This is a genomic window from Chitinophaga sp. 10T418, assembly GCF_056394125.1.
On sequence record NZ_JBFTHG010000001.1, the window covers coordinates 694464 to 719867 of the forward strand.

Genomic DNA, 25404 nt, shown 5'->3' on the forward strand with positions numbered 1-25404 from the left:
CATAAAAAAGGGTTGACCAACCGGTCAACCCTTCGTTATTTTAAGCCAGCCTGCTTACGCAGTCACTTCCTCATATGCACTTGCAGGTTCGCAGGTACAGATCAGGTTCCTGTCGCCGAACGTATTGTTGATACGGCTTACAGAAGGCCAGAATTTATTTGCTTTCACATATTCCAGCGGGAATGCTGCCTGCTGGCGGCTGTATGGACGGGTCCATTCGTCAGCAGTGATTACCTGTTGTGTATGCGGCGCATTTTTCAATACGTTGTTTTGTTTGTCGGAAGTACCCTGCTCTACTGCAGCAATCTCAGCACGGATAGACAACATGGCATCGCAGAAGCGATCCAGTTCTCCTTTGTCCTCACTTTCAGTAGGCTCAATCATGATGGTGCCCGGAACCGGGAAACTCATGGTCGGTGCGTGGAATCCATAGTCCATCAAACGCTTGGCCACATCTTCCGCTTCAATACCAGCAGATGCTTTAAACGGACGAAGATCTACGATGAACTCATGCGCACAGGTGCCATTAACACCAGTATACAAAATCTCATATGCTTTTTCCAGTCTTGCCTTCATATAGTTGGCGTTCAGGATAGCATATTCAGAAGCTAATTTCACACCTTTGAATCCAAGCATACGGATATATGCGTAGGAAATCAGCAGGATGCTCGCAGAGCCAAACGGAGCTGCAGATACTGCATTGGAAGGTTTGCCATCATTCAGCGTAACGTGACCAGGCAGGAATGGCGTCAGGTGTTTTGCCACGCAGATTGGGCCCATGCCGGGACCGCCGCCACCATGAGGGATAGCGAAGGTTTTATGCAGATTCAGGTGACACACATCCGCACCAATCAGACCAGGAGCCGTTAAACCTACCTGTGCATTCATATTGGCACCGTCCATATATACCTGTCCGCCATGTTCGTGAATAGTCGCACAAATTTCTTTCACACTTTCTTCATATACACCGTAGGTAGATGGATAAGTGATCATGATACCGGCCAGGTCATTGCTATAGGTAGCTGCCTTTGCCTTCAGATCTTCTACATCGATATAACCATTTTCCAGTGCTTTTACGATCACTACCTTGTAGCCTGCCATTACTGCAGACGCAGGATTGGTACCGTGTGCACTGATAGGAATCAGCATGATATTACGGTGGCCCTGACCTCTGCTCTTCTGGTATTCACGGATAACGAGTAAGCCGGCATATTCACCCTGCGCACCACTGTTAGGTTGCAGACTGCATGCGTCAAAACCGGTAATCTTGCTCAGGTATTCACCCAGTTCAGTCGCCATCTGTAAATAGCCACCTACCTGGTTAGTTGGTGCAAAAGGATGCATTTTGCTCCAGTGTGCCCAGCTCAATGGAATCATCTCAGTAGCTGCATTCAGTTTCATGGTGCAGGAACCCAGGGAGATCATGGAAGTATTCAGGGAAAGATCCTTGTTTTCCAGCATCTTCAGGTAACGCATCATTAATGATTCGCTGTGATGATTGTTAAACACCGGGTGCAACAGGTAAGAAGAAGTACGCTGTAAGTTAGCAGCAATACCGGTAGTTCCGTTAGAAACTGCGGCAGCATCTGTTTTACCAGCGCCAAACACCTGCAGGATATCATTCACATCTTCAATAGTCGTCGTTTCATCCAGAGATATACCTACATTACCATTAGCGAAATAACGGAAGTTGATACCCGCTGCTTCAGCAGCTGATTTTATATCAGCGCCTTCTATTACGATAGTATCAAAGAAGTTATCAGCTACGAGTTTCAGCCCTTTCGCTTTCAGCTTGCCAGCCAGTGTATTGGTCAGCAGGGAAATGCGGGTAGCAATATTTTTCAATCCTTCCGGACCATGATATACCGCATACATAGCGGCCATGTTAGCCAGCAATGCCTGTGCAGTACAGATGTTGGAAGTTGCTTTTTCACGTTTGATATGTTGTTCACGTGTCTGCAGTGCCATACGCAATGCACGACCACCGTTTGCATCAATACTCACGCCAATGATACGACCGGGGATAGAACGTTTGAAATCGTCCTTCACCGCAAAAAATGCTGCGTGCGGACCGCCAAAGCCCAACGGAACACCGAAGCGCTGTGCAGAACCAAAGGCCGCATCAGCACCCATTTCGCCCGGAGAGGTCAGCAGGGTCAATGCCAGCAGGTCTGTTGCCACACCTACAAATGCACCTACTGCATGCACGCCGTCTATGAATGCACGGTAATCAGCAGTAGCTCCTACGTTATCAGGATACTGGATCAGCGCACCAAAATAAGATTCATCGAAAGAAGCTGTTTTGTAGTCGCCTACTACCACTTCAATCAGCAGCGGTGTAGCGCGGGTATAAATTACATCCAGCGTTTGCGGATATACGTTATTGTCTACAAAAAACTTAGGCCTGGTTACATGATCATGATCCTTGTTCAACGCATTGAAGAACATGGTCATCGCTTCAGCTGCCGCTGTAGCTTCATCCAGCAGGGAGGCATTGGCAATTGGCAGCCCTGTCAGATCACATACCATCGTCTGGTAGTTCAGCAGGCTTTCCAGTCTGCCCTGAGAAATCTCAGCCTGATACGGGGTGTACTGTGTATACCATCCTGGATTTTCAAATACATTACGCAGAATAACGCTCGGCGTAATTGTATCGAAGTAACCCTGTCCGATATAGTTACGGTATACCTTGTTTTTCAGTGAAACTTCCTTCAGGTGACGGAGATAATCACTTTCACTCATCGCTGCAGGAATAGCCAGTGGCTGTTGCATACGGATGGCGCCCGGAACTGTTTTGCTGATCAGCTGGTCCAGGTTGGAGGCCCCGATGGTTTCGAGCATCTGGTTGGTCTCCCCTTCATTCGGCCCTATGTGACGGTGCACGAATTCATTTTGTTGAATATCAAAAAGATTCATGATGTAAGCAGGTAATTTGAAATAGAATGCGCAAAGCTATGCAGATTTTAAGCAACGGCCAAACAATCAACACTGGCGGGGGAAAACAGTGATAAATGATAGATAGTTAAACTACGTTTATGTCATGATTTTGTCCATCTACTAATTACCTATCTTTGCATCAAATGAGCAAAATATTAGAAGACTGGGAACAGAAAGCCCAGGATAAGCAAAAGGCTAACAAACAGTTCCTCGCGAAACTGCAAACCCGTCGCGGTAAAGGGGTGGAGAAGCTGTTGCCAGATCTCCACGAGGAAGCATTCAGTAAAATTGACTGCCTCCAATGTGGCAATTGCTGTAAAACCATCAGCCCCCGCTTCAAAGGCCCTGATATCAGGCGCATTTCAAAGCACCTGGGTATGAAGGAAGGCGACTTTATAGAAACTTACCTCCGACTGGATAAGGATGAGGACTATGTGGTGAAATTCACGCCCTGCCCATTCCTTGGAGCAGATAACTACTGCGGCATCTACGATGTACGCCCGGGCGACTGCGCCAACTATCCCTACACAGATAGCTACGACTTCTTCAAACGTCCGAAAATTACGTATGAAAACAGCACTACCTGCCCCGCCGTTTATTATGTACTGGAAAAGTTGAAAGAGTCCATGAAATTATAGGAAGCTTTTAGCTATTAGCAGTTAGCAGTTAGCAAATGCAGCGAAGACCAACACAATATCATCTTCGCTGCATTTGCTAACAGCTAATAGCTAACAGCTACGCTTTCAAATCCAGCTTACGCATAGCCGGCGAAATAACATAAGTTGTAATGACTACCCCCAGTGTAACACAACCTCCAAATACTACCGAAGGCACCAACCCAATCGCTCTGGCCATAAAGCCACTCTCAAAAGCTCCCAGCTCATTGGATGAACCCACAAACATAGAACTAACGGAAGCTACCCGCCCACGCATATCATCAGGGGTTTTTAACTGCAGAATGGTTTGACGGATAATGACACTGATACCATCCAGGGCACCACTGATCAGCAAGGCAAATATCGATAGGTAAAAACTGGTGGAAAGGCCAAAAAGTATAATCGTTAAACCAAAGCCGAAAACCGCTGCCAGCAACTTAATACCAGGTTTGTAGACCAATGGCTTATGTGCCAGGATAAACATGGTTACCAGGGCGCCCACTGCGGGTGCAGAGCGTAGCAGGCCATAGCCAAGGGAACCCACATGCAGTACATCCGTGGCAAATGCCGGCAACATCGCTACTGCGCCACCAAATAATACGGCAAACATGTCCAGTGCCATCGCATTCAATACCACCTTGGTTTTCCATACAAAACGCATCCCTTCGGTCAGCCCGGTCACAAAGCTTTCTCCCTTCGACTTATAGTAAATGGGCTTGGGCTTTATTTTAATTAAACTGTATAACGGCGCAAGGAATATAAACACTACCAGTAACATTGACCAGTGTACCCCAAACCAGTGAATAAATAGTCCACCCAGCGCTGGCCCCATTACACCACCTATCTGCCATGCGGAGCTGCTCCACGTAGAGGCGTTGGCGTATAATTCCCGCGGTACGAGCAACGACATTAAAGTAAAGTTAGAAGGACTGGTAAAGGCGCGTACAACGCCGCCCATAAATACCAGCAGATAGATCAGGTTGAGCACCCAGTGTGTGGAAATACCCACTACTGCACGATCCCAGGTAAGCAGGAACAATCCTGAGCTGATAAAAATATAGGCAATCACACATTTAAGCAACATGCCCCTTTTCTCCCGCTTGTCTACCATATGCCCCGCGAAAGGCGATAGCAACACTGCCGGTATCACTTCAGACAAACCAATCAATCCAAGTGAGAAAGGGTCTTTAGAGATTTCATATACTTTCCATTCGATGATGGCAAACTGCATCGCCAGTGCAAATACAAGCGCAAAGCGGATAACAAGGTAGTAATTGAATTCCGTAAAGCGTAGCGAAGCGTATGGGTCGTTCTTTTTCGGTGCCGTTGTGTCCAACCTGATGTGTTTTTTGCGAAGATACAAAATAGCATTTAGCCATTAGCTTTTAGCTGTTAGCTGTTAGCAAATGCAGCGAAGACCAACACAATATCATCTCCGCTGCATTTGCTAACAGCTAACAGCTAAAAGCTAATGGCTAAAAGCTTTATATTTAGTCTGCATAAATACCGCAGCACTATGAAACTATATTCCATGATTTTCCGGGCCTTATTACCGGTAGTGTTCCTGCAGGTCGCCTGCGCGGGCAGCGACGCCAAAAAAGAGATGGCGCCACCGGTCCGTAAAGCGAAGCTGCAGCTGGTGACAGATGGGTTTATATCTCCCGTAAACATGGCAGTACCTGGTGATGGCTCCGGCAGGTTGTTTTTTTGTCAGAAAGAAGGGAAAGTATGGATCGTACAGCAAAACAGGCAATTACCCACTCCTTTCCTGGATGTTAGCAGTGATATGATCTCCGTGAATCCCGGCTATGATGAAAGAGGGTTGCTGGGAATGGCTTTCCATCCCGATTTCAGAAGAAACCATAAATTTTATGTGTACTACAGCGCCCCCACAACAAAGAAAGGATTCAATCATACCAGCCGGCTGGTAGAATTTACGGTGGCTGCCGGCAACCCCAATATTGCTGATCGGTCCAGCCGCAGGGTATTGCTGGAAGTAGATGAACCAGAATCCAATCATAATGGTGGTCAGCTGCAGTTTGGCCCGGACGGTTACCTGTATATAGGTTTGGGTGATGGCGGTGGTGGTGGAGATAAACATGGTACTATGGGTAATGGACAGGATCTTACTACCTTACTCGGCAAAATATTAAGAATAAATGTCGATGGCACACCCTATAAAGTGCCTGCAGATAATCCCTTTATAAACCAGCCCGGCGCCAGGCCTGAAATATGGGCATATGGTCTCCGCAACCCATGGCGCTTTTCCTTCGACAGGAAGAGCAAAATGCTGTTTACTGGAGATGTTGGACAAGATAAGTATGAAGAGGTGGACATCATCATAAAAGGAGGCAACTACGGCTGGCGCATCATGGAAGGCTTTCATGATTACCAGGTGTCTGCCGGCACCGATAAATCACAGTTGATAGCCCCTATCCACGAATACAGCCACGATCTGGGGATAAGTATCACCGGTGGATACGTGTACCGCGGCAGCGCAATCCCTTCACTGCAGGGACTATACGTTTTTGGGGACTACAACGGGAAAGCCTTTGTACTGGAGTCAAAAGGGAATAAATGGGAACGAGACACCCTGCAATTGTCTGGCTTGCCTGCCGATAACATGCAGATACTCAGCTGGGGAGAGGATGAACAGGGCGAACTTTATGTACTCACCAGCACCTCCGGCAGGGATGGTTTCAAAGGAGCGGTCTACAAACTGGTGAAAGATTAGCCCTATTCAACATTCCGCATACTTTAACCGTTATCTAACCGGATGCCTTACAAACGTGCAGCGTGGCGGTTATGTGGCCGTTTTCAGCCGCATATCTCTCCCAGCACCCGTTTGGCCCAATTTTTTGTTAAAAGGAAATAAATTGCACGACCAACGGGTGATTTTATTTTATATTTGATTTGACAACGTTTACGTTCAATTGAGATACATATGAGACTGAAAGTGATTATACCGGTTGTGCTACTTAGCATCTCCGCAGGCGTGTTAGCTTTTAATAAGCTGGGACATAACGAAGATCCTCCTGGACGTTATGAGGTGATCATGAACCTGGTGGGGCAGATGCTGAAAGAAGGGCATTATCAACCCAAACCCATAGACGATAAATTCTCCACCGAAGTTTTTGATAAATACCTGCGTAGCCTGGACACGGAAAAGAAATTTTTCCTGAAAACAGATGTGGACAAATTATTACCATTATCCACCCACATTGACGATGAGCTGAAAGGTGCACCGATCGACTGTTTCCGCAGCATCAACACCCTCATCAAACAACGTGTGGCGGAAGCAGCAGCTATTTATCCGGAAATACTTTCCAAACCATTCGACTTTACCGTGGATGAGAAAGTAACATTAGATCCTGATAAAGTAGACTACCCTGCAGACGAAAATGCACGTAAGGAAGCCTGGCGCAAAGTGTTAAAATACCGCACGCTGGAAAAGCTGACTGACCTGCAGGAAATGCGCGAAAAAGATAAAGGGAAAGACAGCGTAAAAGTTAAAACCGACACCGAACTGGAAGCAGAAGCCCGTGTGAAAGTAAAACAACTGTACGACCGCTATTTTGAGCGTTTGAAAAACAGACAAAATGATAATGATCGCTTCAATCTTTATGTAAACGCGATCACTACTACCATGGATCCGCATACCGACTACTTCCCGCCTGATGAAAAACGCGCGTTCGAAGAACAGATGGCTGGTAAATTCTTTGGTATTGGTGCTCAGCTGAAAGAAGAAGGCGATAAGATCAGAGTCATCAGCATCGTAACAGGTAGCCCAAGCTGGAAACAGGGACAATTAAAAGCCAACGATGTAATCCAGAAAGTTGCCCAGGGAACCAGCGAATCAGTAGACATTACCGGTTACCCGGTAGAAGACGCCGTGAAACTGATCCGTGGTAAAAAAGGCAGCCCGGTTAGATTAACCGTAAGAAGCGTGGACGGTACTACAAAAGAAATTACCATCGTCCGTGATGAAATTGTAACAGAGGAAACTTTCGCGAAATCTGCCATCATCAACGGACAACATAAAATAGGATATATCTACCTCCCTGAGTTTTATGCTGACTTCAACGATCGTAATGGCGCCCGCAGTGCGGAAGACGTGGCGAAGGAAGTAGCCAAACTGAAAGCAGAGAAAGTAGAAGGCATTATCCTGGATCTCCGCTTCAACGGCGGTGGTTCCCTGCAGGACGTAGTACAAATGGCTGGCCTGTTTATTCCGGAAGGTCCGGTAGTACAGGTTCGCTCCAGAGGTGGTGACGCCGTAGTGTTACGCGATCGTGATAAAAATGTACAGTATGATGGCCCGCTGGCGATCATGGTAAATGAATACAGCGCTTCGGCTTCTGAAATCATGGCCGCTGCCATGCAGGATTACAAACGCGCCGTGATCATCGGTAGCACCCAAACCTTTGGTAAAGGTACCGTACAACGCCTCTTTAACCTGGATGATTTCTATCCTGTAAAAGATGGTGGTAGCCTCGGTGCCCTGAAACTGACGCAGCAGAAATTCTATCGTGCAAACGGTGGTTCTACCCAGCTGAAAGGTGTTGCCTCAGATATCGTATTACCAGATCCATATTATGAAGTAGCAGAACGTAAAGATTCAGATGCACTCGCTTATGATGAAATACCCCGCGCTGCTTTCACTGCCTGGTATAACCCGGTAAATACGGAATCACTGAAAAAGAATAGCGAAAAGAGAATGGCTTCCAGCCCGGCGTTCAAACTGCTCAACGAAAACCTGAGCACCCTGAAGAAACTGGAAAAACAGGAAACTTATTCACTGAACTTACTGACGTATAAAACAGAGCAAAAGTCTAACACCGCTGCCCTGAAAAAATATGATGCCGTAAATGATAAAGTGAAGGAATTAAGTATCATCAATATCAAATCTGATATCGAAAAATTTGGCGGAGATTCATCCAAAATCGCCCGTAACAAGGATTGGATCAAGATCAGAACCAAAGATATTTACCTCGATGAAGCAGTGAATGTAATGAATGATCTCATTGTACAGTCATTGCCTAAAATGCAGCGTAAGAATCAGTAAGCGCCTATAAGATCGCCTCCGGCGATTGTCTTTGAGCAGGATTAAACTGATTTAATTGAGTTTTGTTATAAAGATTTGGGGAGATAGAAACGGATTATTTCGTTTCTATCTCCCCAAATTATTTAACGGCAGATTTGATAAGGAACTACAGATCAGGTTGAAAAGCTGTGGAACATCTTTTTTCAATATGCTCTAAATGCCCAAACACTCCTGTTTGTTATTCTCAAATCCCTGCTACACTATCTTTGAATATTATACAATACGCCATACACTCCCTTTAGCTAATCTTCCATCTGTCCCGAAAACACGTTCCCCGAATTATGTTATATTTATAGTAATCAAAATAATCTCCCATGGCAAAACAAATGTCTATCATTTCTTTTACGGGAAAACTCGGGAATCTCATAGGGTATAAGCGCAATGGTAACTACTTCCTGCGCAGCATGCCCCAAAGCGTGCAGCAAACGGCTGCTACCCGCGGCGCATCCCGTCGCTTTGGCATCGCCAGCAGGAAAGGTGCTTTTATCCGTCATGCTTTTTATCCCCACCTGGATATTCACTGTGACGGCGGCCACATCAATCGGCTCAACAAGCTACTCATTGCTGCCGGCGATCATCACGCCGCCATCACAGGCTTCCGCTTCAATCAGCATACCGGCGTAGATCGATTCTTTCCGGTGGCTCCCCGGCTTTTCCGTAACGGAATATTAAATATTCCCGCACAAACCATCGAAGGGTATAAGGGTATTGCTGCCCTGGAAGTAAAAGTTATCGCCACGCGTATTGATTTTAGATCCCGTCAGGTGACCGGTAGCGAAACGGTTACGCTAATGATCGCCCCCGATACCACTTTTCAGGAAACAAATGTTTCGCTGGATGTACCCGGAGAAGGTTCACTGGTAGCGGTTTTCCAGGTAAGAGCGATGTACAAGGATGGCCCATCGGGCAACAGGCAATACATGGCCGCCGATATTATTGCGGTGGCAGCACCACAGGTCCCCAAACATGCTCATAAACGCAGGTACCCAAAGCGGAAGGTATTGCTACCCAACCTTACCTATACGTACGCAAATCCAGCCGTCATTCAACTGGAATAAAGCGATCCTTGCCTCCCGGAGATATTTTGATAAATAATCCCTTTATACCTGCTTCCTTTCAATAGTCGATCTCTTTCCTCAGCTACAGCCAGACACTGAAGCAGCCCTGCTATGGCCACTTCTGACCTCCATCCGTCTGCTGATGCAATTTCATCGGGGTTATACATCCGAAACTCACCCCCGCATCAAGTCCACCTCTCCTGCAGGGCTTCTGTAGGTACTTAGCGGGTCCTAAGCATAGCCTCGACGGAGCCTACATCATCACAATACACTTATCCTTTATAGATGGACTAAACTTTATGCTTAAAATTTACACTATCCCCCAGGGTTTCAACTTGATCCGGGACTACACAAAAAGATTAGGGGAGATAAAAGCATCCTCCGCTTTTATCTCCCCTAATCTTTATAACAAAACTTAATTAAATCATTTTAATCCTGCTCAAAGACAATCGCCGAAGGCGATCCCCTCCACTATTTCTCTTTCTCCACTATTTCCAGCGCTTTCTTCACCATTGGATCTTCTGCGTTGATTGTTTCATAAAACCCTTCTGTTCTGTACAGTTGACGGGCCAGCATCGCTTTAAGACGGGTACGGATCTCCGTTTCATCACGGGTACTTATATGATCCAGTCCGGGAACACTGTCTTTTTTAGCATATACTTTGAAATCGCTGATCACTTCATTGCCAAGCTGGAAGTTTTTGGCAAAGGCAGCGGCATCTTTATACGGTGTAAATACATCTTTGTGAGTTGTATAATACTGGTAAGCAAAGTTGCTGAACGTATTGCGGGTATAAATAGCAGTGAGGGTAGGCGAGAAGCGGGAAGTATCGAACGGAATAAAAATATCCGGTGTAATACCACCACCACCGTATACGCGGCGGCCAGCGGCCGTTTTATAAGGAACGGTATCTGTGATTTTGATACTGTCTTTGTTCACCAGTTCTCCGTGATGGTAGCGTTCTGCAATATCATCATCATAGTCGTCATGTCCTTTGCCGTATGGTTTCTGAATACTTCTGCCGGAAGGAATATAATAACGGGCAACGGTGAGACGCAGCGCGCCGCCATTGTCAAGATCATATTGTTCCTGTACCAGTCCTTTACCAAAAGTACGGCGACCTATAATCGTACCACGATCCCAGTCCTGTACGGCGCCGGCAAGAATTTCACTGGCAGAGGCGGAACCTTCATCGGTGAGCACTGCGAGTGCACCCCTTTCAAACATGCCGGGGCGTTTGGTTTTGTAGTCGGTCCGTGGGAAGTCTTTACCCTTGGTGTATACAATCAGTTTCTGATCTTCCAGCAGTTCATCCGCTATGCGGGTGGCTGCATCGAGGTAGCCGCCGGGGTTTTGTCTCAGGTCAATGATCAGTTTCTTCATGCCTTGTTTATTCAGTGCTACGATGGCTTTCATAAACTCATCATAGGTGGTGGCAGAAAACTTACTGATTTTGATATATCCTACTTCCGGTGCTGCCATGTAGCTGGCATCCACGCTATATAAAGGAATAACACCTCTTTTAATAGGGACCTTTATTTGTTTTTGTTGTCTTAATATCAGGGTATTTACCACTGAACCGGCAGGGCCGCGCAGTAATTTGCGGATTTTGTCCGGGGTAACGCTGTTACCGGCTACCAGGCTGTCGTTGACCTTCAGGATTTTATCGCCGGTTTGTACGCCTGCGTTTTCAGACGGGCCGCCACTCAGTACACTCACTACGTTTACGGTATCCGCGGTGATATTGAATTCTACGCCGATGCCTTCAAAATTGCCTTCCATATCTTCATTCACCCGTTGCAGTTCTGCGGGGGGAATATAAATGGAGTGGGGATCCAGATGGGCCAGTACACCTTCTATGGCTTCCTGTTGTAAATCATCTGTATTGAGAGAATCTACATATTTCGCTTTGATCAGGTCCATTACTTCCTGTAAGGGCCCTCTATTGGGTTTATTGAAAAACACAGTGGCTCCTCCGTTGTTCGATCCAGGCATTTTATGACCGAGGAACATTCCCAGGGCTAATACAACTGCAAAGAGAAGAGGTAAAAAAACATTCAACTTCCTGTTAGACATAATCAGATTATTATCCCGCTATTTATATGACCAATCTTTATCCATGTAGTATTAGCACCTGGCGGAAAGCAATCTGCCGCATACATGTATCATCATCATTTAAAGTTAAGGGGAGCTATTTGTTTATATGAAACCCTTTTGTTTAAATTGTGACAAAAATAGCATAAATCAGGTGCAAACTTTTAGGATTCTTTAATTTCATAAATTACCGGATATGGGTGCTGGAATAAAGTTGATAGCAGACAGCGGATCTACAAAGACCGAATGGGGCGTGCTGGGCGCGGATCAGCCACTTATTTTGAAAACACAGGGTGTAAGTCCCTACTTTCAATCTGCAGAACAGATAAAAGCGATCCTGGACACAGAGCTGGCGCCACAGCTGCCTGCCGGCAGCCATGTTACCGCCGTGTACTTTTATGGAACGGGTCTGTCACAGCCTAAAAATCTGAAACTGGTATCTGATGCTATAAAAGCAGTATGGCCCGATGCCGAGGCAGATGTGCAACATGACCTGATGGGAGCGGCCCGCTCACTCTGCGGCCACCAGGAAGGAGTAGCGAGTATTTTGGGCACCGGTTCCAATTCCTGTTATTATAATGGAAAAGAGATTGTGAAGAATAATCCGGGCCTGGGTTATATTTTGGGAGATGAGGGCAGTGGCGCTTACCTGGGCCGTAAGGTGCTGCAGTATTACCTTTATAATAGTTTTGATGACGACCTGCTCGCCCGTTTTGATTATAAGTACCATACCACTAAGGACGAAATACTGGAAAACGTATACCGGAAACCGTTAGCAAACCGCTATCTGGCTGGGTTTGCAGAGTTCCTGTCGGAAAACCGTGAACATTTCATGATCCAGAATATCCTGGAAGACGGCCTGAACGACTTCTTCTTTAACCACATTTATAAATACCGCGAAAGCTGGACAACCGCCCTGCACTTCACTGGTGGCATTGCCTGGCATTTCCGCGATATCCTTACTGAGCTGTGCGAACTCTATGAACTGCCCATGGGCAAAGTGTTGCGGACTCCCATGGACGGCTTACTGGAATTTCATCGTTAATCATTTTCAACAGATAAATATGTCATTTATAAAAGTAACGGAACAGGTATCTCACTATAATCATCTGGAAAAGATGAGTGTAACGGAGTTGCTCGTTGATATGAACAAGGAAGATCAAACGGTGCCGTTGGCCGTTGCAAAAGCGATTCCGCAAATAGAAAAACTGGTTGCCGCCGTGGCAGATAAAATGCTTGCAGGTGGACGGCTATTTTATATAGGAGCTGGTACCAGTGGCCGTTTGGGGGTAGTAGATGCCTCTGAGTGCCCGCCTACGTTTGGAGTGCCACAGGGATTGGTAGTAGGATTGATTGCCGGTGGTGATACGGCTATACGTAAAGCTGTGGAGTTTGCAGAAGATGACCGTAAACAGGGATGGGTAGATTTGCAGGCACATGATATAACAGATAAAGATGTGGTAGTAGGTATCGCTGCCAGCGGTACCACGCCTTATGTAATAGGGGCACTGGATGAGTGTCGCCGTCATGGTATTGTTACCGGCAGCATTAGCTGCAATCCCGATACGCCGGTATCTGCTGCCGCCGATTTCCCGGTGGAGGTAGTGGTAGGCCCGGAGTTTGTTACCGGCAGCACCCGGCTGAAAAGTGGCACTGCGCAGAAGCTGGTGCTGAACATGCTCTCTACCGCGGTAATGATACAGTTGGGGAGGGTAGAAGATAATAAAATGGTGAATATGCAACTCAGCAACGAGAAGCTGGTGGACCGCGGCGTGAAAATGCTGATGGAACAGTTGTCACTTACCGACTATCAACAGGCCCAGGAACTATTGCTGAAAGCGGGCAGCGTAAAAAAAGCAGTAGACGATTTTGTGAAAAAATGATTTAACCAGACCTTTGCATCATCGATAAACCAGGTATGCATAACATAGAGCCATATTACAACTGGCGGCACTTATACACCGCAGAAGAAGATGAGTATTCTCCTTTTTATGGAAGGGAATATAGTGAATTCGAATATTCCAATTCGGTATATAACTATTATATACATCCACAATGGGATGAATTTGGTTCACGCAACTTATACATGAAAATCCTGTTTACGGACTACCAGTTCAATTTTGCCATTATAGAATTATTGGGAGAATGGAATGATGCTATAGACAATGATATCATGACGATGAAACGAAATATCATCGATACACTCATCGCACAGGGCATCACTAAATTTATTCTCATCACCGAAAATGTCATGAACTTCCATTCTTCAGACGATTGCTATTATGAAGAGTGGTGGGAAGATATCCGCGATGATGGCGGCTGGATCGTTAGTCTGAATATGCCGGTACAAACACGCGAAGAGTTTGAAAGATCACGTTTGCACTATTATGTTCACCTGTTAGATGATGATAAATGGCGAACATATCAGCCTTTGCATCTGTTTAACATGGTGGATAACATCATGCTGAAGCGTTTAGAATAATATTAATTTTCATTACAAAATGAAAGATATCATGCGTGAATGCCTGATAACCATGCCTTAATATATTTAACCGGCAGTTTATGCATTGTGAAACCTGATAAATATCATTTTTTTTTATTTTTCCTGCGTTAAATTTGCCCGACATTTCAATCATCTTTTTATACTAGGAAGCTTAGATTTTTACTTATGAAGTGGTCACAGTTCTTTAATACCTCTATCGGTAAGAAGTTATTGGTAGGTGCTACCGGCTTGTTTCTTTGCAGTTTTGTTATCGTACATCTGGCAGGTAATTTCCAGCTGTTGTACAACGATGAAGGCAAAGCCTTTAACGCATATGCTGCGTTTATGGGACACAACAGCCTGATTCAGTTTATAGCCTGGGGGCTGAAAATTGTGATCGTACTGCACGCATTCATTGCGCTGCAGCTCACATTCAGCAACAGAGCAGCCCGTCCGGTGAAATACGCCGTTAATCCGGGTAACCAGACATCTTCCTGGTTCAGCCGTCAGATGGCCATCATGGGAAGCATTCTCCTTATCTTCATCGTCATCCACCTGGTTAACTTCTGGGGACGGTTTCACTATGGTGAAATGCCTACCCGCACTTATGAAGGCAGCATTGAACCACTGAAAGATCTGTATGCTGTATCTTATGACACTTTCAAAAATGGCTGGCTGGTTGCATTGTATGTAATCGGTATGATCGGTTTATCCTTCCACCTGATCCATGGCTTTAAAAGCGCCTGTCAGACCTTTGGTTTAAATCATAAAAAATACAACGGTTTAATCAGCTTTATTGGTGTTTGGCTGTTTGGAATAGCAATCCCTATTGGTTTTGCTATCATACCCGTTTATATTTATTTCAAATAATTCTGTAAAGTAAGGATATATGTTTGACGCAAAAATTCCTGCCGGACCATTAAATTCCAAATGGGAAGACTACAAAGGACATTGTAAATTGGTGAACCCTGCCAATAAGCGCAATCTGGAAGTGATCATCATTGGTACCGGTTTGGCCGGCGCTTCCGCAGCGGCTTCATTAGGTGAGTTGGGATATAAAGTAAAAGCATTCTGCTTTCAGGATAGTCCACGCCGCGCACACAGTATTGCTGCCCAGGGTGGTATCAATGCGGCAAAAAATTATCAGAATGATGGTGACTCTGTTTTCCGTTTATTCTACGACACAGTAAAAGGTGGTGACTACCGCGCCCGCGAAGCCAACGTACATCGTCTGGCAGAAGTGAGCGGTAATATTATAGATCAATGCGTGGCACAGGGTGTTCCCTTTGCACGTGAATACGGTGGCCTGTTAAGTAACCGCTCTTTCGGTGGTACACAGGTACAACGTACTTTTTATGCCGCAGGTCAAACCGGCCAGCAGCTGCTGCTCGGTGCATACTCTGCACTGGAGCGCCAGGTAGCATTGGGCAACGTGAAGATGTACAATCGCCACGAAATGCTGGACATCGTGAAAATTGATGGTAAAGCGCGTGGTATCATTGCACGTGATCTGGTGACCGGTGAACTGGAGCGTCACTTCGGTCATGCGGTACTGATCTGCAGTGGTGGTTATGGTAATGTATTCTACCTGTCTACCAACGCCATGGGATCTAACGTAACGGCAGCATGGAAAGCCACCAAAAGCGGTGCTTACTTCGCTAACCCATGCTTCACACAGATCCACCCTACCTGTATCCCGGTTTCCGGCGATCACCAGTCTAAACTGACCCTCATGTCAGAATCACTGCGTAATGATGGTCGTATCTGGGTTCCTAAAAAACAAAACGATACCCGTAAAGCCAGCGATATTCCGGAAGAAGAAAGGGATTATTACCTGGAAAGAAGATATCCTGCCTTCGGTAACCTCGTTCCGCGTGACGTGGCTTCCCGTGCAGCAAAAGAAAGATGTGATGCCGGTTATGGTGTAGGTACTTCCAAACAGGCGGTATACCTCGACTTCGCCGCAGCTATTGAACGTTATGGCAGCATCGAAGTAGGTAAACGCCAGATGGGCAACGTCTCTAAAGAAGAAATCATTAAACTGGGTAAAGAAGTAGTAGCCGAGAAATATGGTAACCTGTTCGACATGTATGCCAAAATCACCGGTGAAAATCCTTACGAATTACCAATGCGTATTTATCCTGCAGTACACTACACCATGGGTGGACTCTGGGTGGATTACGAACTGGGTACTACCGTTCCGGGTTTATATTCCCTGGGAGAAGCTAACTTCTCTGATCACGGTGCTAACCGCCTCGGCGCATCTGCACTGATGCAGGGGCTGGCAGATGGTTACTTCGTGATTCCTTACACTGTGGGTAACTACCTGGCAGATGAAATCCGTACCAAGGCGATCCCTACAGATCACCCTGCATTTGTGGAAGCAGAAAATAAAGTAAAAGCAACGATCAATAAATTCATGACGATCAAGGGCACCAAATCCGTTGATTTCTTCCACAAAAGACTCGGTAAGATCATGTGGGATAAATGCGGTATGGCGCGTAATGAAAAAGGTCTGAGAGAAGCGATCGAAGAAATCAAAGCGTTGCGTGCAGAATTCTGGAGTAACGTACGTGTTCCCGGTGAAGCAAATGAATTTAACCCTGAGCTGGAGAAAGCAGGTCGTGTGGCCGACTTCCTGGAACTGGGCGAATTGATGTGTCTCGATGCACTGGACCGCCGCGAATCCTGTGGTGGTCACTTCCGCGAAGAATCACAAACCGATGAAGGGGAAGCACAACGTGATGACGTGAATTTCAGCTATGTATCTGCATGGGAATACAAAGGCGAAGGCCAGTACGAACTGCACAAGGAACCGCTGGAATTCGTAGAATGTAAACCTACTCAACGTAGCTACAAATAATGGTTATTGGCCGGCTGTTTAACAGTTGACCAGGATTATAAATCAAATAATTGTCCAAGGTATATGGAACATTATAACATGAACCTCACATTAAAAGTGTGGAGGCAGAAGAACAAAAATGCTCAGGGTAACTTTGAAACATTACAGGCTAAAAACATTTCTTCTGAAATGTCTTTCCTGGAAATGTTTGATGTGGTGAATGAAGAGCTGATCAACGAAGGCAAAGAACCAGTAGCATTTGATCACGATTGCCGTGAAGGTATTTGTGGTGCATGCTCCATGCATATCAATGGCCGTGCTCACGGTCCATGGGATGGAACCACTACCTGCCAGTTGCACATGCGCGCTTTTAAAGATGGCGATACCATCACGGTAGAACCATGGAGAGCAGGTGCATTCCCGGTAGTAAAAGACCTGACGGTTGACAGATCTGCTTTTGACCGTATCATTGAAGCTGGTGGTTATATCTCTGTGAATACAGGTAACGCACAGGACGCCAACTGTTTACCGGTAGATAAAACCAAAGCAGATCTCGCATTTGCTGCGGCAGCCTGTATCGGTTGTGGCGCCTGCGTAGCGGCTTGTAAAAACTCCTCTGCGATGCTGTTTGTATCTGCGAAAGTATCCCAGCTGGCATTGCTGCCACAGGGCCATCCTGAAAAACAATCCCGTGCTCTCAACATGGTGGCACAAATGGATAAGGAAGGTTTTGGTAGCTGTACCAACACCGGCGCCTGCGAAGCAGAATGTCCAAAAGAAATTTCTCTCACCAATATCGCTCGTCTTAACAGGGAGTTTATCGGTGCAGGTTTTTCTTCTGAGAAATAACAACGTTTGTTTTACTCAGGATTATACTGATTTTCGGGACTATATTTTATTTAAAAGCGAAGATGAAGGTGGAGTTATCCACTTTTGTCTTCGCTTTTTTCATCTTCCTGCACCAAAAAAAATCCGGGAAATCAGCTGAATCAGTATCATCCTGGACAAGACATATATCCACCCTCCGCTCATCCCAGGAAATTCATCTTTCTAAATTTTTTTACTATCATGTGTTTTTTCCACGCAACCTGTTTTAAATAACAATATATGTCAGAACAATCACGCAGAAAGTTTATCAAACACATCGGCAGCACGGCAGCGCTGCTGGGAATTGGCCAGCTGGCGGCCATGGCAAAAGAGTCCGAACATGTGCAGTTGTTGCAGCCCGAAAAAAGAATTTCTCCCAACGATAAAATACGCATTGCCTGCGTAGGCATGGGAATCATGGGATTTGGGGATGTGGAAACCGCAGTGAAAGTACCCGGTGTAGAATTCGTTGGCGCCGCCGACCTGTATGATGGCCACCTCGCCCGTGTAAAAGATGTATTTGGTCCTCAGGTATATACCACCCGCGATTACCGCGAACTACTGAAAAGAAAAGATATAGATGCTATCATTGTAGCTACGCCGGATCACTGGCATGATACTATTGCCATTGCAGCCATGGAGGCTGGTAAGGCAGTATACTGCGAAAAACCAATGGTCCAGCAGGTAGAAGAAGGACATAAAGTAATTGCTGCGCAAAAGCGTACGAAAGCTGTTTTCCAGGTGGGCAGTCAGCGCGTGAGCAGCATTGCATTAGCGGAGGCCCGTAAACGTTACCAGGCCGGCGAAATAGGCCAGCTCAACGTGGTAGAAGCCAGGATGGATCGCCATAGCGCATTGGGTGCCTGGCAGTATTCCATTCCGCCGGATGCTTCTCCTGCTACCATCGACTTTGATACTTTCCTGAAAGACACGGCCAAATTACCTTTTGATCCGGTACGCTTCTTCCGCTGGCGCAACTACCAGGCCTATGGCACCGGCATCCCCGGCGATCTCTTCGTACACCTCATCTCCGGTCTGCACTTCATCACCGGATCACTTGGCCCTACTACCATCTATGCCAGCGGCAACCTGGTACAATGGAAAGATGGCCGCGATGTACCTGATACCGTAGTCGCTATTTTCGACTACCCCGAAACAAAAGAACATCCTTCTTTCCAGATGACACTGCGCGTTAACTTTGCAGATGGCAGTGGTGGAGGCGAATATACCCGCCTCATTGGTACGGAAGGTGTGCTGGAACTGGGCTGGAACGATTTTAAAATAAAGAAACATAAACTGCCTGAAGCGCCCGGCTATGGCGGTTGGGATACTTACAATACTTTTACGAAAGCACAACAGGCTGCCTACGTAAAGGAGTATAACGCCAAATACCCGGCAGATAAAAGAAACGCGATAGAAACATCCAGCGCTTACGCAGCCCCTAAAGGCTATGACGACAGACTGGAACATTTCACCAACTTCTTTGAATCTATGCGCACCGGCAAAGCGGTAGTGGAAGACGCCGTATTTGGTCTTCGGGCCGCAGGACCCGCATTGCTCACCAATGAGAGTTATTTTAGTAAGAAACTGGTACATTGGGATCCGGTGAACATGAAAATAGTGTAAAGAGAATTCGTAATTTGTAGACCTGTTTACATTTACCATACTATTTAAAACTATCTCCTATGTTTAAGAACTTCCAGGGTAATATTTTGTTGCTTTTGGGAACGGTCCTTTTGTCTTGTAATGAAAAGAAGAATACTATGAATGATCAGGCTGATATTAAACCCCCTGTGGCAGAAAAGATAGCTAAAGAACTCAGTATCCACGGTGATAAGCGCATCGACAATTATTACTGGATGAATGACCGCGAGAACCCCAAAGTGCTGGCATGGCTCAACGCGGAAAATGCTTACCTGGACACTATCCTGTCGCCGGAGAAAAAACTGCGGGAAAAGCTTTTTGAAGAGATGAAGTCACGCATCAAAGAAACAGATATGAGCGTGCCCTATCTGAAAAACGGCTACTATTATTATACCCGTTTTGAAGCAGGCAAAGAATACCCGGTATACTGCCGTAAAAAAGGCAGCCTGGAAGCTGCTGAACAGGTAATACTCAATGTAAACGACCTGGCTGCAGGACATCCATATTGCCATGTAGGCGGTATGAGTGTGAGCCCGGATGCCACGTTGCTGGCCTACGGAATAGATACGGTAAGCCGCAGGCGTTATACCATTCATATCAAGAACCTGGAAACAAACGAGGTACTCACCGATGTCATCCCGGAAACAACGGCAGCCAGCACCTGGGCCAGTGATAATAAAACCTTGTTTTATACCCGCAAAGATACCGTTACGCTTCGTGGCGACCGGATCATGCGGCATACGCTGGGAACCGCGGCAGACAAAGAAGTGTATCACGAAGCAGATGAAACCTTTGATGTCAGCGTGTCAAAAACCAAATCAGGAAAGTATATCGTTATCAACAGCGAAAGTACATTGTCGTCTGAAAGCCGTATCCTCGATGCCGCCAAACCAAACGATGCATTCCGTGTATTTCAGCCCCGCGAAAAAGAAATGCTCTATAGCATCGATCATCGCGATGATAAATTTTATATCGTTACCAACTGGGATGCACTCAACTTCCGCTTGATGGAATCCCCGCTGGATAAGACTTCCCGGCAGAACTGGAAAGAGCTGATCCCCAATCGTCCGGATGTATTACTGGAGGGCCTTCAGCTATTTAAGGACTTCACCGTATTGGAAGAAAGAAAAGGGGGCTTAACGCTGATCCGGGTGATCAATGATAAAACGCATACGGATAAATACCTGCCTTTTTCGGAAGCAGCCTATACTGCTTCTGTAGGTAATAATCCGGAAATGGATAGTAAAGAGTTGCGGTATAACTATACTTCCATGATTACGCCCAATTCTGTGTATGACTATAACCTGGAAACAGGTAAAAGCGAATTGAAGCGGCAGCAGGAAGTGTTGGGTGGTTATGATCCCAAAGACTATGCTACCGAAAGACTCTTTGCTACTGCAACAGATGGCACTAAGATTCCGGTGTCTATAGTGTACAGGAAAACATTTGAGAAAAACGGGAAAGGTCCGCTGCTGTTATACGGTTACGGTTCCTATGGTAATAGCATGGATGCTACTTTCGACTCCGGCCTGTTAAGCTTGCTGGACCGTGGTTTCGCCTTTGCGATCGCGCATATTCGTGGTGGCCAGGAAATGGGCCGGCAATGGTATGAAGATGGTAAGATGTTTAAAAAGAAAAACACTTTCACAGACTTCATCGCCTGCGCGCATTACCTGATAGAACAGCACTATACTGACAGCGCGCACTTGTATGCCATGGGAGGCAGCGCTGGTGGCCTGCTGATGGGTGCAGTAGCGAATATGCAGCCGCAGTTATTTCACGGTATAGTGGCGCAGGTGCCTTTTGTAGATGTGGTTACTACCATGCTGGATGAAACCATTCCATTAACGACCGGTGAGTTCGATGAATGGGGCAATCCAAAAAATAAGGATTCATACGATTATATGAAGTCGTATTCCCCTTACGATAATGTAACGGCTAAAGCTTATCCGAATATGCTGGTTACTACCGGCTTGCACGACTCACAGGTGCAATACTGGGAACCAGCAAAATGGGTGGCCAAATTGAGAGAGCTGAAAACAGATCACAACTTATTACTGCTGCATACCAATATGGAAGCCGGCCATGGCGGTGCTTCCGGACGGTTCAAAGCCTTGCATGAAGTGGCATTGGATTATGCCTTTCTGCTAAAGCTGGAAGGGAAATAAGAAGAAGTATATAAAAAGGAAAGGCCGGAACTAATTCCGGCCTTTCCTTTTTATAGCGATGTTAATATTACTTTGTCAACATCTTTTTAGACGTAACTGTTTTCCCGAAAAATATCTCCGCCATCCTGTCAAAAATAGCCGGATCATCTGTGGTATAAAATTGTTGTTGCTGTTGTTTACTCAGCCTGCTTTCCATTTCAGGATGACGCTTCAGATAGTCTTTCAGGCTATATGCGACAATTTTACCCTGAGATAGCAGCGTAATACCACCGGGTAAAAACTGTTTGATTTTTTTCATCAGCAGGGGATAGTGGGTACAACCCAATACCAGTGTATCTATATCTGCAGATTCCGACAATATTTTCTCCAGGTATTCTTTCACAAAATAATCCGCGCCATCACTTTCGTGTTCATTGTTTTCGATCAGGGGCACCCACATCGGGCAGGCCAGCTGATGGGTTTTTACGTGCGGAAAAAATTTATGAATTTCCAGAGGATAAGATTCAGAAGATACCGTACCGTTGGTAGCAAGAATCCCTACTTCCCCGGTTTGCGTGATGGTGCCTACCATTTCAGAGGTTGGACGTATAACGCCCAGCACCCTGTTATCCGGTGCTATCAGGGGAAGATCTTTTTGCTGGATAGTGCGGAGTGCTTTTGCCGAGGCGGTATTGCAGGCAATAATCACCAGCGGGCAGCCCAGGTCAAATAATTTTTGTACACATTCCAGCGTATAGGCGTGAATGGTATCAAAGCCGCGATTGCCATAAGGTGCGCGGGCATTATCTCCCAGGTAGATATAGTCGTATGCCGGGAGTTCTCTTACGATTTCTTTCAGTACTGTTAATCCGCCGTAGCCGGAGTCAAACACGCCAATAGGACCCATGATTATTCACTGTCTTTTTGCATCAGGCCGGAGCCTGTTAAGTCATAAATTTTTTGAATTTCATGCAGTACGCCTTCAAAGTCTATTTCCAGGTCTTTCAGCATACCGTTTTTCAGATCGTATACCCAGCCGTGAACCGTTGGATAACCTTTCTCTACATAAGATTTTTGTACGGCGGCAGTTTTGATGACGTTAATACATTGTTCCTGGGTATTGAGCTCAACCAGGCGATTATAGCGTGTATGCTCATCCGTTATAGCATTTAATTCATCCATATGAAGACGGTAAACATCGCGGATGTTGCGCAGCCAGGGATTCAGAATACCGAGGTCTTTGGCCTGCATGGCGGATTTCACACCACCGCAGTTGTAATGTCCGCAAACAATGATATGTTTTACTTCCAGGTGTACCACTGCGTAGTTGATCACGCCCATTACGTTGAGATCGGTATTGGGTACAAGATTAGCAATATTACGGTGAACAAATACTTCTCCTGCTTCCAGTCCCATGATTTCATTAGTGGGAACACGACTGTCGCTGCAACCAATATACAGATAGGCTGGTTTCTGTGAATCCGCCATCTTGTCGAAAAACTCCGCATCTGTGGCCAATTTGGAAGCTACCCAAACCTTGTTGTTCTCAAATATCTGGTTATATGCTGTCATCCTGTATTAATTTTTATGCGCTAAAGATACGCATAGAAAGTATATACTCCTGATCGGTAGGTATTATGAAATGATGGAGAAGGTATCCCGCAACTGTTTCCTTTGGGCAGGATCTGTGGCTGGTATCTTCTCCAGTTATTGATTGTGAGGTAATATTATCTGCTTAAGGAGTAATGAATATATAAAAAGCTATTGCAATGGCGATTGTGCATGTTGTTTTGTTATCATGTGAAGATCCTTATCTGCTTGGAAAGCCCGCATAAAATCTGTACCTTTGCAGCTTCAAAATTTACATAGCCAGCATGATCAGTGTTAAAAACGTAACGCTCTCTTTTGGTAAGAGAGTATTGTTTGACGAAGTAAACCTCAATTTCACAAAAGGGAACTGTTATGGTGTGATTGGGGCCAATGGAGCAGGGAAGTCTACTTTTCTGAAGATATTGTCCGGTGAAATAGAACCGAATAAAGGTACTGTGGAAATCACTCCGGGTGAGCGCATGAGCGTTCTCTCGCAGAATCACTTTGGATTTGATGAGGTTACAGTACTGAATGCCGTATTAATGGGTAATAGCAAGCTTTGGAAAATAGCGCAGGAAAGAGACGCTATTTATGCCAAAGAAGATTTTACCGAAGAAGATGGTATGCGTGCCGGTGAACTGGAAGCAGAATATGGTGAAATGGGTGGTTATACCGCAGAAAGTGATGCAGGCGTGCTGTTGAGCGATCTGGGTGTAAAAGAAGAAGTACACGGTTCACTGATGAAAGATATTGCCGGTAGTCTGAAGGTGCGTGTTTTGCTGGCACAGGCCCTGTTCGGTAATCCGGACATCCTGTTGCTGGATGAGCCTACGAATGACCTGGATGTGGAAACAATTGGCTGGCTGGAAAACTTCCTGGCTGACTATCAGAATATCGTGATTGTTGTATCGCATGATCGTCACTTCCTCGATGCCGTATGTACGCATGTGGCGGATGTGGATCGTGCCAAGATCCAGATCTTCAGTGGTAACTATACCTTCTGGTACGAATCATCCCAGTTGATGGCCCGTCAGATTTCTGATAAGAACAAGAAAATGGAAGATAAGCGTAAAGACCTCATGGACTTTATCGCCCGATTCAGTGCCAACGCCTCCAAAAGTAAACAGGCTACTTCCCGTAAGAAAGCTTTGGAAAAACTGGTGGTGGAAGATATTCAGCCTTCCAACCGTAAGTATCCGGGTATCATCTTCAAGCAACAGCGTGAAGTAGGTAACCAGATCCTGAACGTAGAAAAGCTGGAGAAACTGGTAGATGGTCGCAAACTCTTTACAGATGTAACCTTCTCTGTTAACAAGGGAGATAAGATTGCTTTCCTGTCTAAAGATCACCTGGCCCTCACTACTTTCTTCCAGGTAATCAACAACGAAGCGCAGGCAGACAGCGGTAAATTTGAGTGGGGTACCACTGTTACCAGTGCTTACCTGCCCAATGATAATGCCGAGTTCTTTACCAATAAAGACCTGAACCTGATGGATTGGTTACGCCAGTATGTACCACCACACGTTACAGATGTGGATGAGCCATTCCTGCGTGGTTTCCTGGGTAAAATGTTATTTGGTGGAGATGAAATTATGAAGAAAACTTCCGTATTGAGCGGTGGTGAAAAAGTACGTTGCATGACCAGCCGTATGATGCTGCAGGATCCTAACGTACTGGTACTCGATGAGCCTACCAACCACCTGGATCTGGAGTCTATCCAGTCTTTCAACGAAAGCATGATCAACTATAAAGGCGTGGTTTTATTCACCACACATGACCATACCTTTATGCAATCAGTAGCTACCCGTATCATTGAGCTGACACCTAAAGGCATCATCGATCGACTGATGACCTTTGATGAGTATCTGGCAGATGAGCGTGTGAAGACTTTGCGTGAAGAAATGTACGGTAACGCAGTACTGGCATAATAAAAGCATAAAGCGAAAAGCATAAAGCAAAAAGCTATTAAAGCGAATGATCAAG

The 25404-nt window shown here is 45.8% G+C and carries 18 protein-coding genes; 13 read left to right on the forward strand and 5 right to left on the reverse strand.

Annotation, left to right across the window (positions count from 1 at the left end; all coding sequences use genetic code 11):
- Nucleotides 1-54: 54 nt before the first annotated feature.
- Nucleotides 55-2916, reverse strand: a complete 2862-nt coding sequence (gene gcvP / locus AC1DCV_RS02925; protein ID WP_477021754.1) for an aminomethyl-transferring glycine dehydrogenase — start codon at nucleotides 2914-2916, stop codon at nucleotides 55-57.
- 164 nt (nucleotides 2917-3080) lie between these two features.
- Here gcvP and AC1DCV_RS02930 point away from each other — a divergent pair, with 164 nt between their 5' ends.
- The gene (locus AC1DCV_RS02930; RefSeq protein WP_477021755.1) at nucleotides 3081-3575 is read left to right on the forward strand and encodes a YkgJ family cysteine cluster protein; all 495 of its coding nucleotides are present in this window, start codon (nucleotides 3081-3083) and stop codon (nucleotides 3573-3575) included.
- 97 nt (nucleotides 3576-3672) lie between these two features.
- Here the strand turns inward: AC1DCV_RS02930 and AC1DCV_RS02935 are convergent, their stop codons facing one another.
- A complete protein-coding gene (locus AC1DCV_RS02935; protein ID WP_477021756.1) occupies nucleotides 3673-4929 on the reverse strand; it encodes an MFS transporter in 1257 nt (418 codons plus the stop codon).
- A gap of 180 nt (nucleotides 4930-5109) precedes the next feature.
- On the opposite strand from AC1DCV_RS02935, the gene AC1DCV_RS02940 reads away from it, so the two are divergent.
- The 3 genes from AC1DCV_RS02940 (at nucleotide 5110) to AC1DCV_RS02950 (ending at nucleotide 9755) form a co-directional block, all read left to right on the forward strand.
- Nucleotides 5110-6327 (forward strand): PQQ-dependent sugar dehydrogenase, encoded by a 1218-nt coding sequence (locus AC1DCV_RS02940; RefSeq protein WP_477021757.1) that lies wholly within the window; start codon nucleotides 5110-5112, stop codon nucleotides 6325-6327.
- Between the two features lie 210 nt (nucleotides 6328-6537).
- On the forward strand, nucleotides 6538-8658 hold the full coding sequence (locus tag AC1DCV_RS02945; protein WP_477021758.1) for a carboxy terminal-processing peptidase: 2121 nt from the start codon (nucleotides 6538-6540) through the stop codon (nucleotides 8656-8658).
- 353 nt (nucleotides 8659-9011) lie between these two features.
- Nucleotides 9012-9755 (forward strand): hypothetical protein, encoded by a 744-nt coding sequence (locus tag AC1DCV_RS02950; RefSeq protein ID WP_477021759.1) that lies wholly within the window; start codon nucleotides 9012-9014, stop codon nucleotides 9753-9755.
- A gap of 471 nt (nucleotides 9756-10226) precedes the next feature.
- On the opposite strand, the gene AC1DCV_RS02955 is transcribed toward AC1DCV_RS02950, so the two are convergent.
- A complete protein-coding gene (locus tag AC1DCV_RS02955; RefSeq protein WP_477021760.1) occupies nucleotides 10227-11831 on the reverse strand; it encodes a S41 family peptidase in 1605 nt (534 codons plus the stop codon).
- 214 nt (nucleotides 11832-12045) lie between these two features.
- Between AC1DCV_RS02955 and AC1DCV_RS02960 the strand changes: the two genes are divergently transcribed.
- From AC1DCV_RS02960 to AC1DCV_RS02995, 8 genes are all read left to right on the forward strand, one after another.
- On the forward strand, nucleotides 12046-12894 hold the full coding sequence (locus AC1DCV_RS02960; RefSeq protein ID WP_477021761.1) for a BadF/BadG/BcrA/BcrD ATPase family protein: 849 nt from the start codon (nucleotides 12046-12048) through the stop codon (nucleotides 12892-12894).
- A gap of 19 nt (nucleotides 12895-12913) precedes the next feature.
- Nucleotides 12914-13732, forward strand: a complete 819-nt coding sequence (murQ, locus tag AC1DCV_RS02965; RefSeq protein ID WP_477021762.1) for an N-acetylmuramic acid 6-phosphate etherase — start codon at nucleotides 12914-12916, stop codon at nucleotides 13730-13732.
- A 35-nt stretch (nucleotides 13733-13767) separates the two neighbouring features.
- A complete protein-coding gene (locus AC1DCV_RS02970) occupies nucleotides 13768-14331 on the forward strand; it encodes a hypothetical protein (RefSeq protein WP_441572296.1) in 564 nt (187 codons plus the stop codon).
- A 186-nt stretch (nucleotides 14332-14517) separates the two neighbouring features.
- Complete coding sequence (locus tag AC1DCV_RS02975; RefSeq protein ID WP_477021763.1) at nucleotides 14518-15201, forward strand: succinate dehydrogenase cytochrome b subunit; 684 nt, start codon at nucleotides 14518-14520, stop codon at nucleotides 15199-15201.
- Between the two features lie 19 nt (nucleotides 15202-15220).
- Complete coding sequence (locus tag AC1DCV_RS02980; RefSeq protein WP_441572294.1) at nucleotides 15221-17194, forward strand: fumarate reductase/succinate dehydrogenase flavoprotein subunit; 1974 nt, start codon at nucleotides 15221-15223, stop codon at nucleotides 17192-17194.
- A 63-nt stretch (nucleotides 17195-17257) separates the two neighbouring features.
- Entirely contained in the window at nucleotides 17258-18022 is a 765-nt protein-coding gene (locus tag AC1DCV_RS02985) for a succinate dehydrogenase/fumarate reductase iron-sulfur subunit (protein ID WP_133810154.1), read from the forward strand.
- A 258-nt stretch (nucleotides 18023-18280) separates the two neighbouring features.
- Nucleotides 18281-19666, forward strand: a complete 1386-nt coding sequence (locus AC1DCV_RS02990; RefSeq protein ID WP_477021764.1) for a Gfo/Idh/MocA family protein — start codon at nucleotides 18281-18283, stop codon at nucleotides 19664-19666.
- Between the two features lie 59 nt (nucleotides 19667-19725).
- Nucleotides 19726-21852, forward strand: a complete 2127-nt coding sequence (locus AC1DCV_RS02995) for a S9 family peptidase (RefSeq protein WP_477021765.1) — start codon at nucleotides 19726-19728, stop codon at nucleotides 21850-21852.
- A gap of 67 nt (nucleotides 21853-21919) precedes the next feature.
- Here the strand turns inward: AC1DCV_RS02995 and murI are convergent, their stop codons facing one another.
- On the reverse strand, nucleotides 21920-22738 hold the full coding sequence (murI, locus tag AC1DCV_RS03000) for a glutamate racemase (RefSeq protein WP_477021766.1): 819 nt from the start codon (nucleotides 22736-22738) through the stop codon (nucleotides 21920-21922).
- Between the two features lie 2 nt (nucleotides 22739-22740).
- Complete coding sequence (locus AC1DCV_RS03005; RefSeq protein ID WP_477021767.1) at nucleotides 22741-23403, reverse strand: carbonic anhydrase; 663 nt, start codon at nucleotides 23401-23403, stop codon at nucleotides 22741-22743.
- A 302-nt stretch (nucleotides 23404-23705) separates the two neighbouring features.
- On the opposite strand from AC1DCV_RS03005, the gene AC1DCV_RS03010 reads away from it, so the two are divergent.
- The gene (locus tag AC1DCV_RS03010; protein WP_441572289.1) at nucleotides 23706-25349 is read left to right on the forward strand and encodes an ABC-F family ATP-binding cassette domain-containing protein; all 1644 of its coding nucleotides are present in this window, start codon (nucleotides 23706-23708) and stop codon (nucleotides 25347-25349) included.
- The last annotated feature ends 55 nt before the right edge of the window (nucleotides 25350-25404 follow it).

Excerpts from the sequence above, each read along its gene's own strand:
- gcvP (WP_477021754.1), bottom strand. The coding sequence starts at position 2,916 with ATGAATCTTTTTGATATTCAACAAAATGAATTCGTGCACCGTCACATA.
- AC1DCV_RS02930 (WP_477021755.1), top strand. The coding sequence starts at position 3,081 with ATGAGCAAAATATTAGAAGACTGGGAACAGAAAGCCCAGGATAAGCAA.
- AC1DCV_RS02940 (WP_477021757.1), top strand. The coding sequence starts at position 5,110 with ATGAAACTATATTCCATGATTTTCCGGGCCTTATTACCGGTAGTGTTC.
- AC1DCV_RS02945 (WP_477021758.1), top strand. The coding sequence starts at position 6,538 with ATGAGACTGAAAGTGATTATACCGGTTGTGCTACTTAGCATCTCCGCA.
- AC1DCV_RS02950 (WP_477021759.1), top strand. The coding sequence starts at position 9,012 with ATGGCAAAACAAATGTCTATCATTTCTTTTACGGGAAAACTCGGGAAT.
- AC1DCV_RS02955 (WP_477021760.1), bottom strand. The coding sequence starts at position 11,831 with ATGTCTAACAGGAAGTTGAATGTTTTTTTACCTCTTCTCTTTGCAGTT.
- AC1DCV_RS02960 (WP_477021761.1), top strand. The coding sequence starts at position 12,046 with ATGGGTGCTGGAATAAAGTTGATAGCAGACAGCGGATCTACAAAGACC.
- murQ (WP_477021762.1), top strand. The coding sequence starts at position 12,914 with ATGTCATTTATAAAAGTAACGGAACAGGTATCTCACTATAATCATCTG.
- AC1DCV_RS02970 (WP_441572296.1), top strand. The coding sequence starts at position 13,768 with ATGCATAACATAGAGCCATATTACAACTGGCGGCACTTATACACCGCA.
- AC1DCV_RS02975 (WP_477021763.1), top strand. The coding sequence starts at position 14,518 with ATGAAGTGGTCACAGTTCTTTAATACCTCTATCGGTAAGAAGTTATTG.
- AC1DCV_RS02980 (WP_441572294.1), top strand. The coding sequence starts at position 15,221 with ATGTTTGACGCAAAAATTCCTGCCGGACCATTAAATTCCAAATGGGAA.
- AC1DCV_RS02985 (WP_133810154.1), top strand. The coding sequence starts at position 17,258 with ATGGAACATTATAACATGAACCTCACATTAAAAGTGTGGAGGCAGAAG.
- AC1DCV_RS02990 (WP_477021764.1), top strand. The coding sequence starts at position 18,281 with ATGTCAGAACAATCACGCAGAAAGTTTATCAAACACATCGGCAGCACG.
- AC1DCV_RS02995 (WP_477021765.1), top strand. The coding sequence starts at position 19,726 with ATGTTTAAGAACTTCCAGGGTAATATTTTGTTGCTTTTGGGAACGGTC.
- murI (WP_477021766.1), bottom strand. The coding sequence starts at position 22,738 with ATGGGTCCTATTGGCGTGTTTGACTCCGGCTACGGCGGATTAACAGTA.
- AC1DCV_RS03005 (WP_477021767.1), bottom strand. The coding sequence starts at position 23,403 with ATGACAGCATATAACCAGATATTTGAGAACAACAAGGTTTGGGTAGCT.
- AC1DCV_RS03010 (WP_441572289.1), top strand. The coding sequence starts at position 23,706 with ATGATCAGTGTTAAAAACGTAACGCTCTCTTTTGGTAAGAGAGTATTG.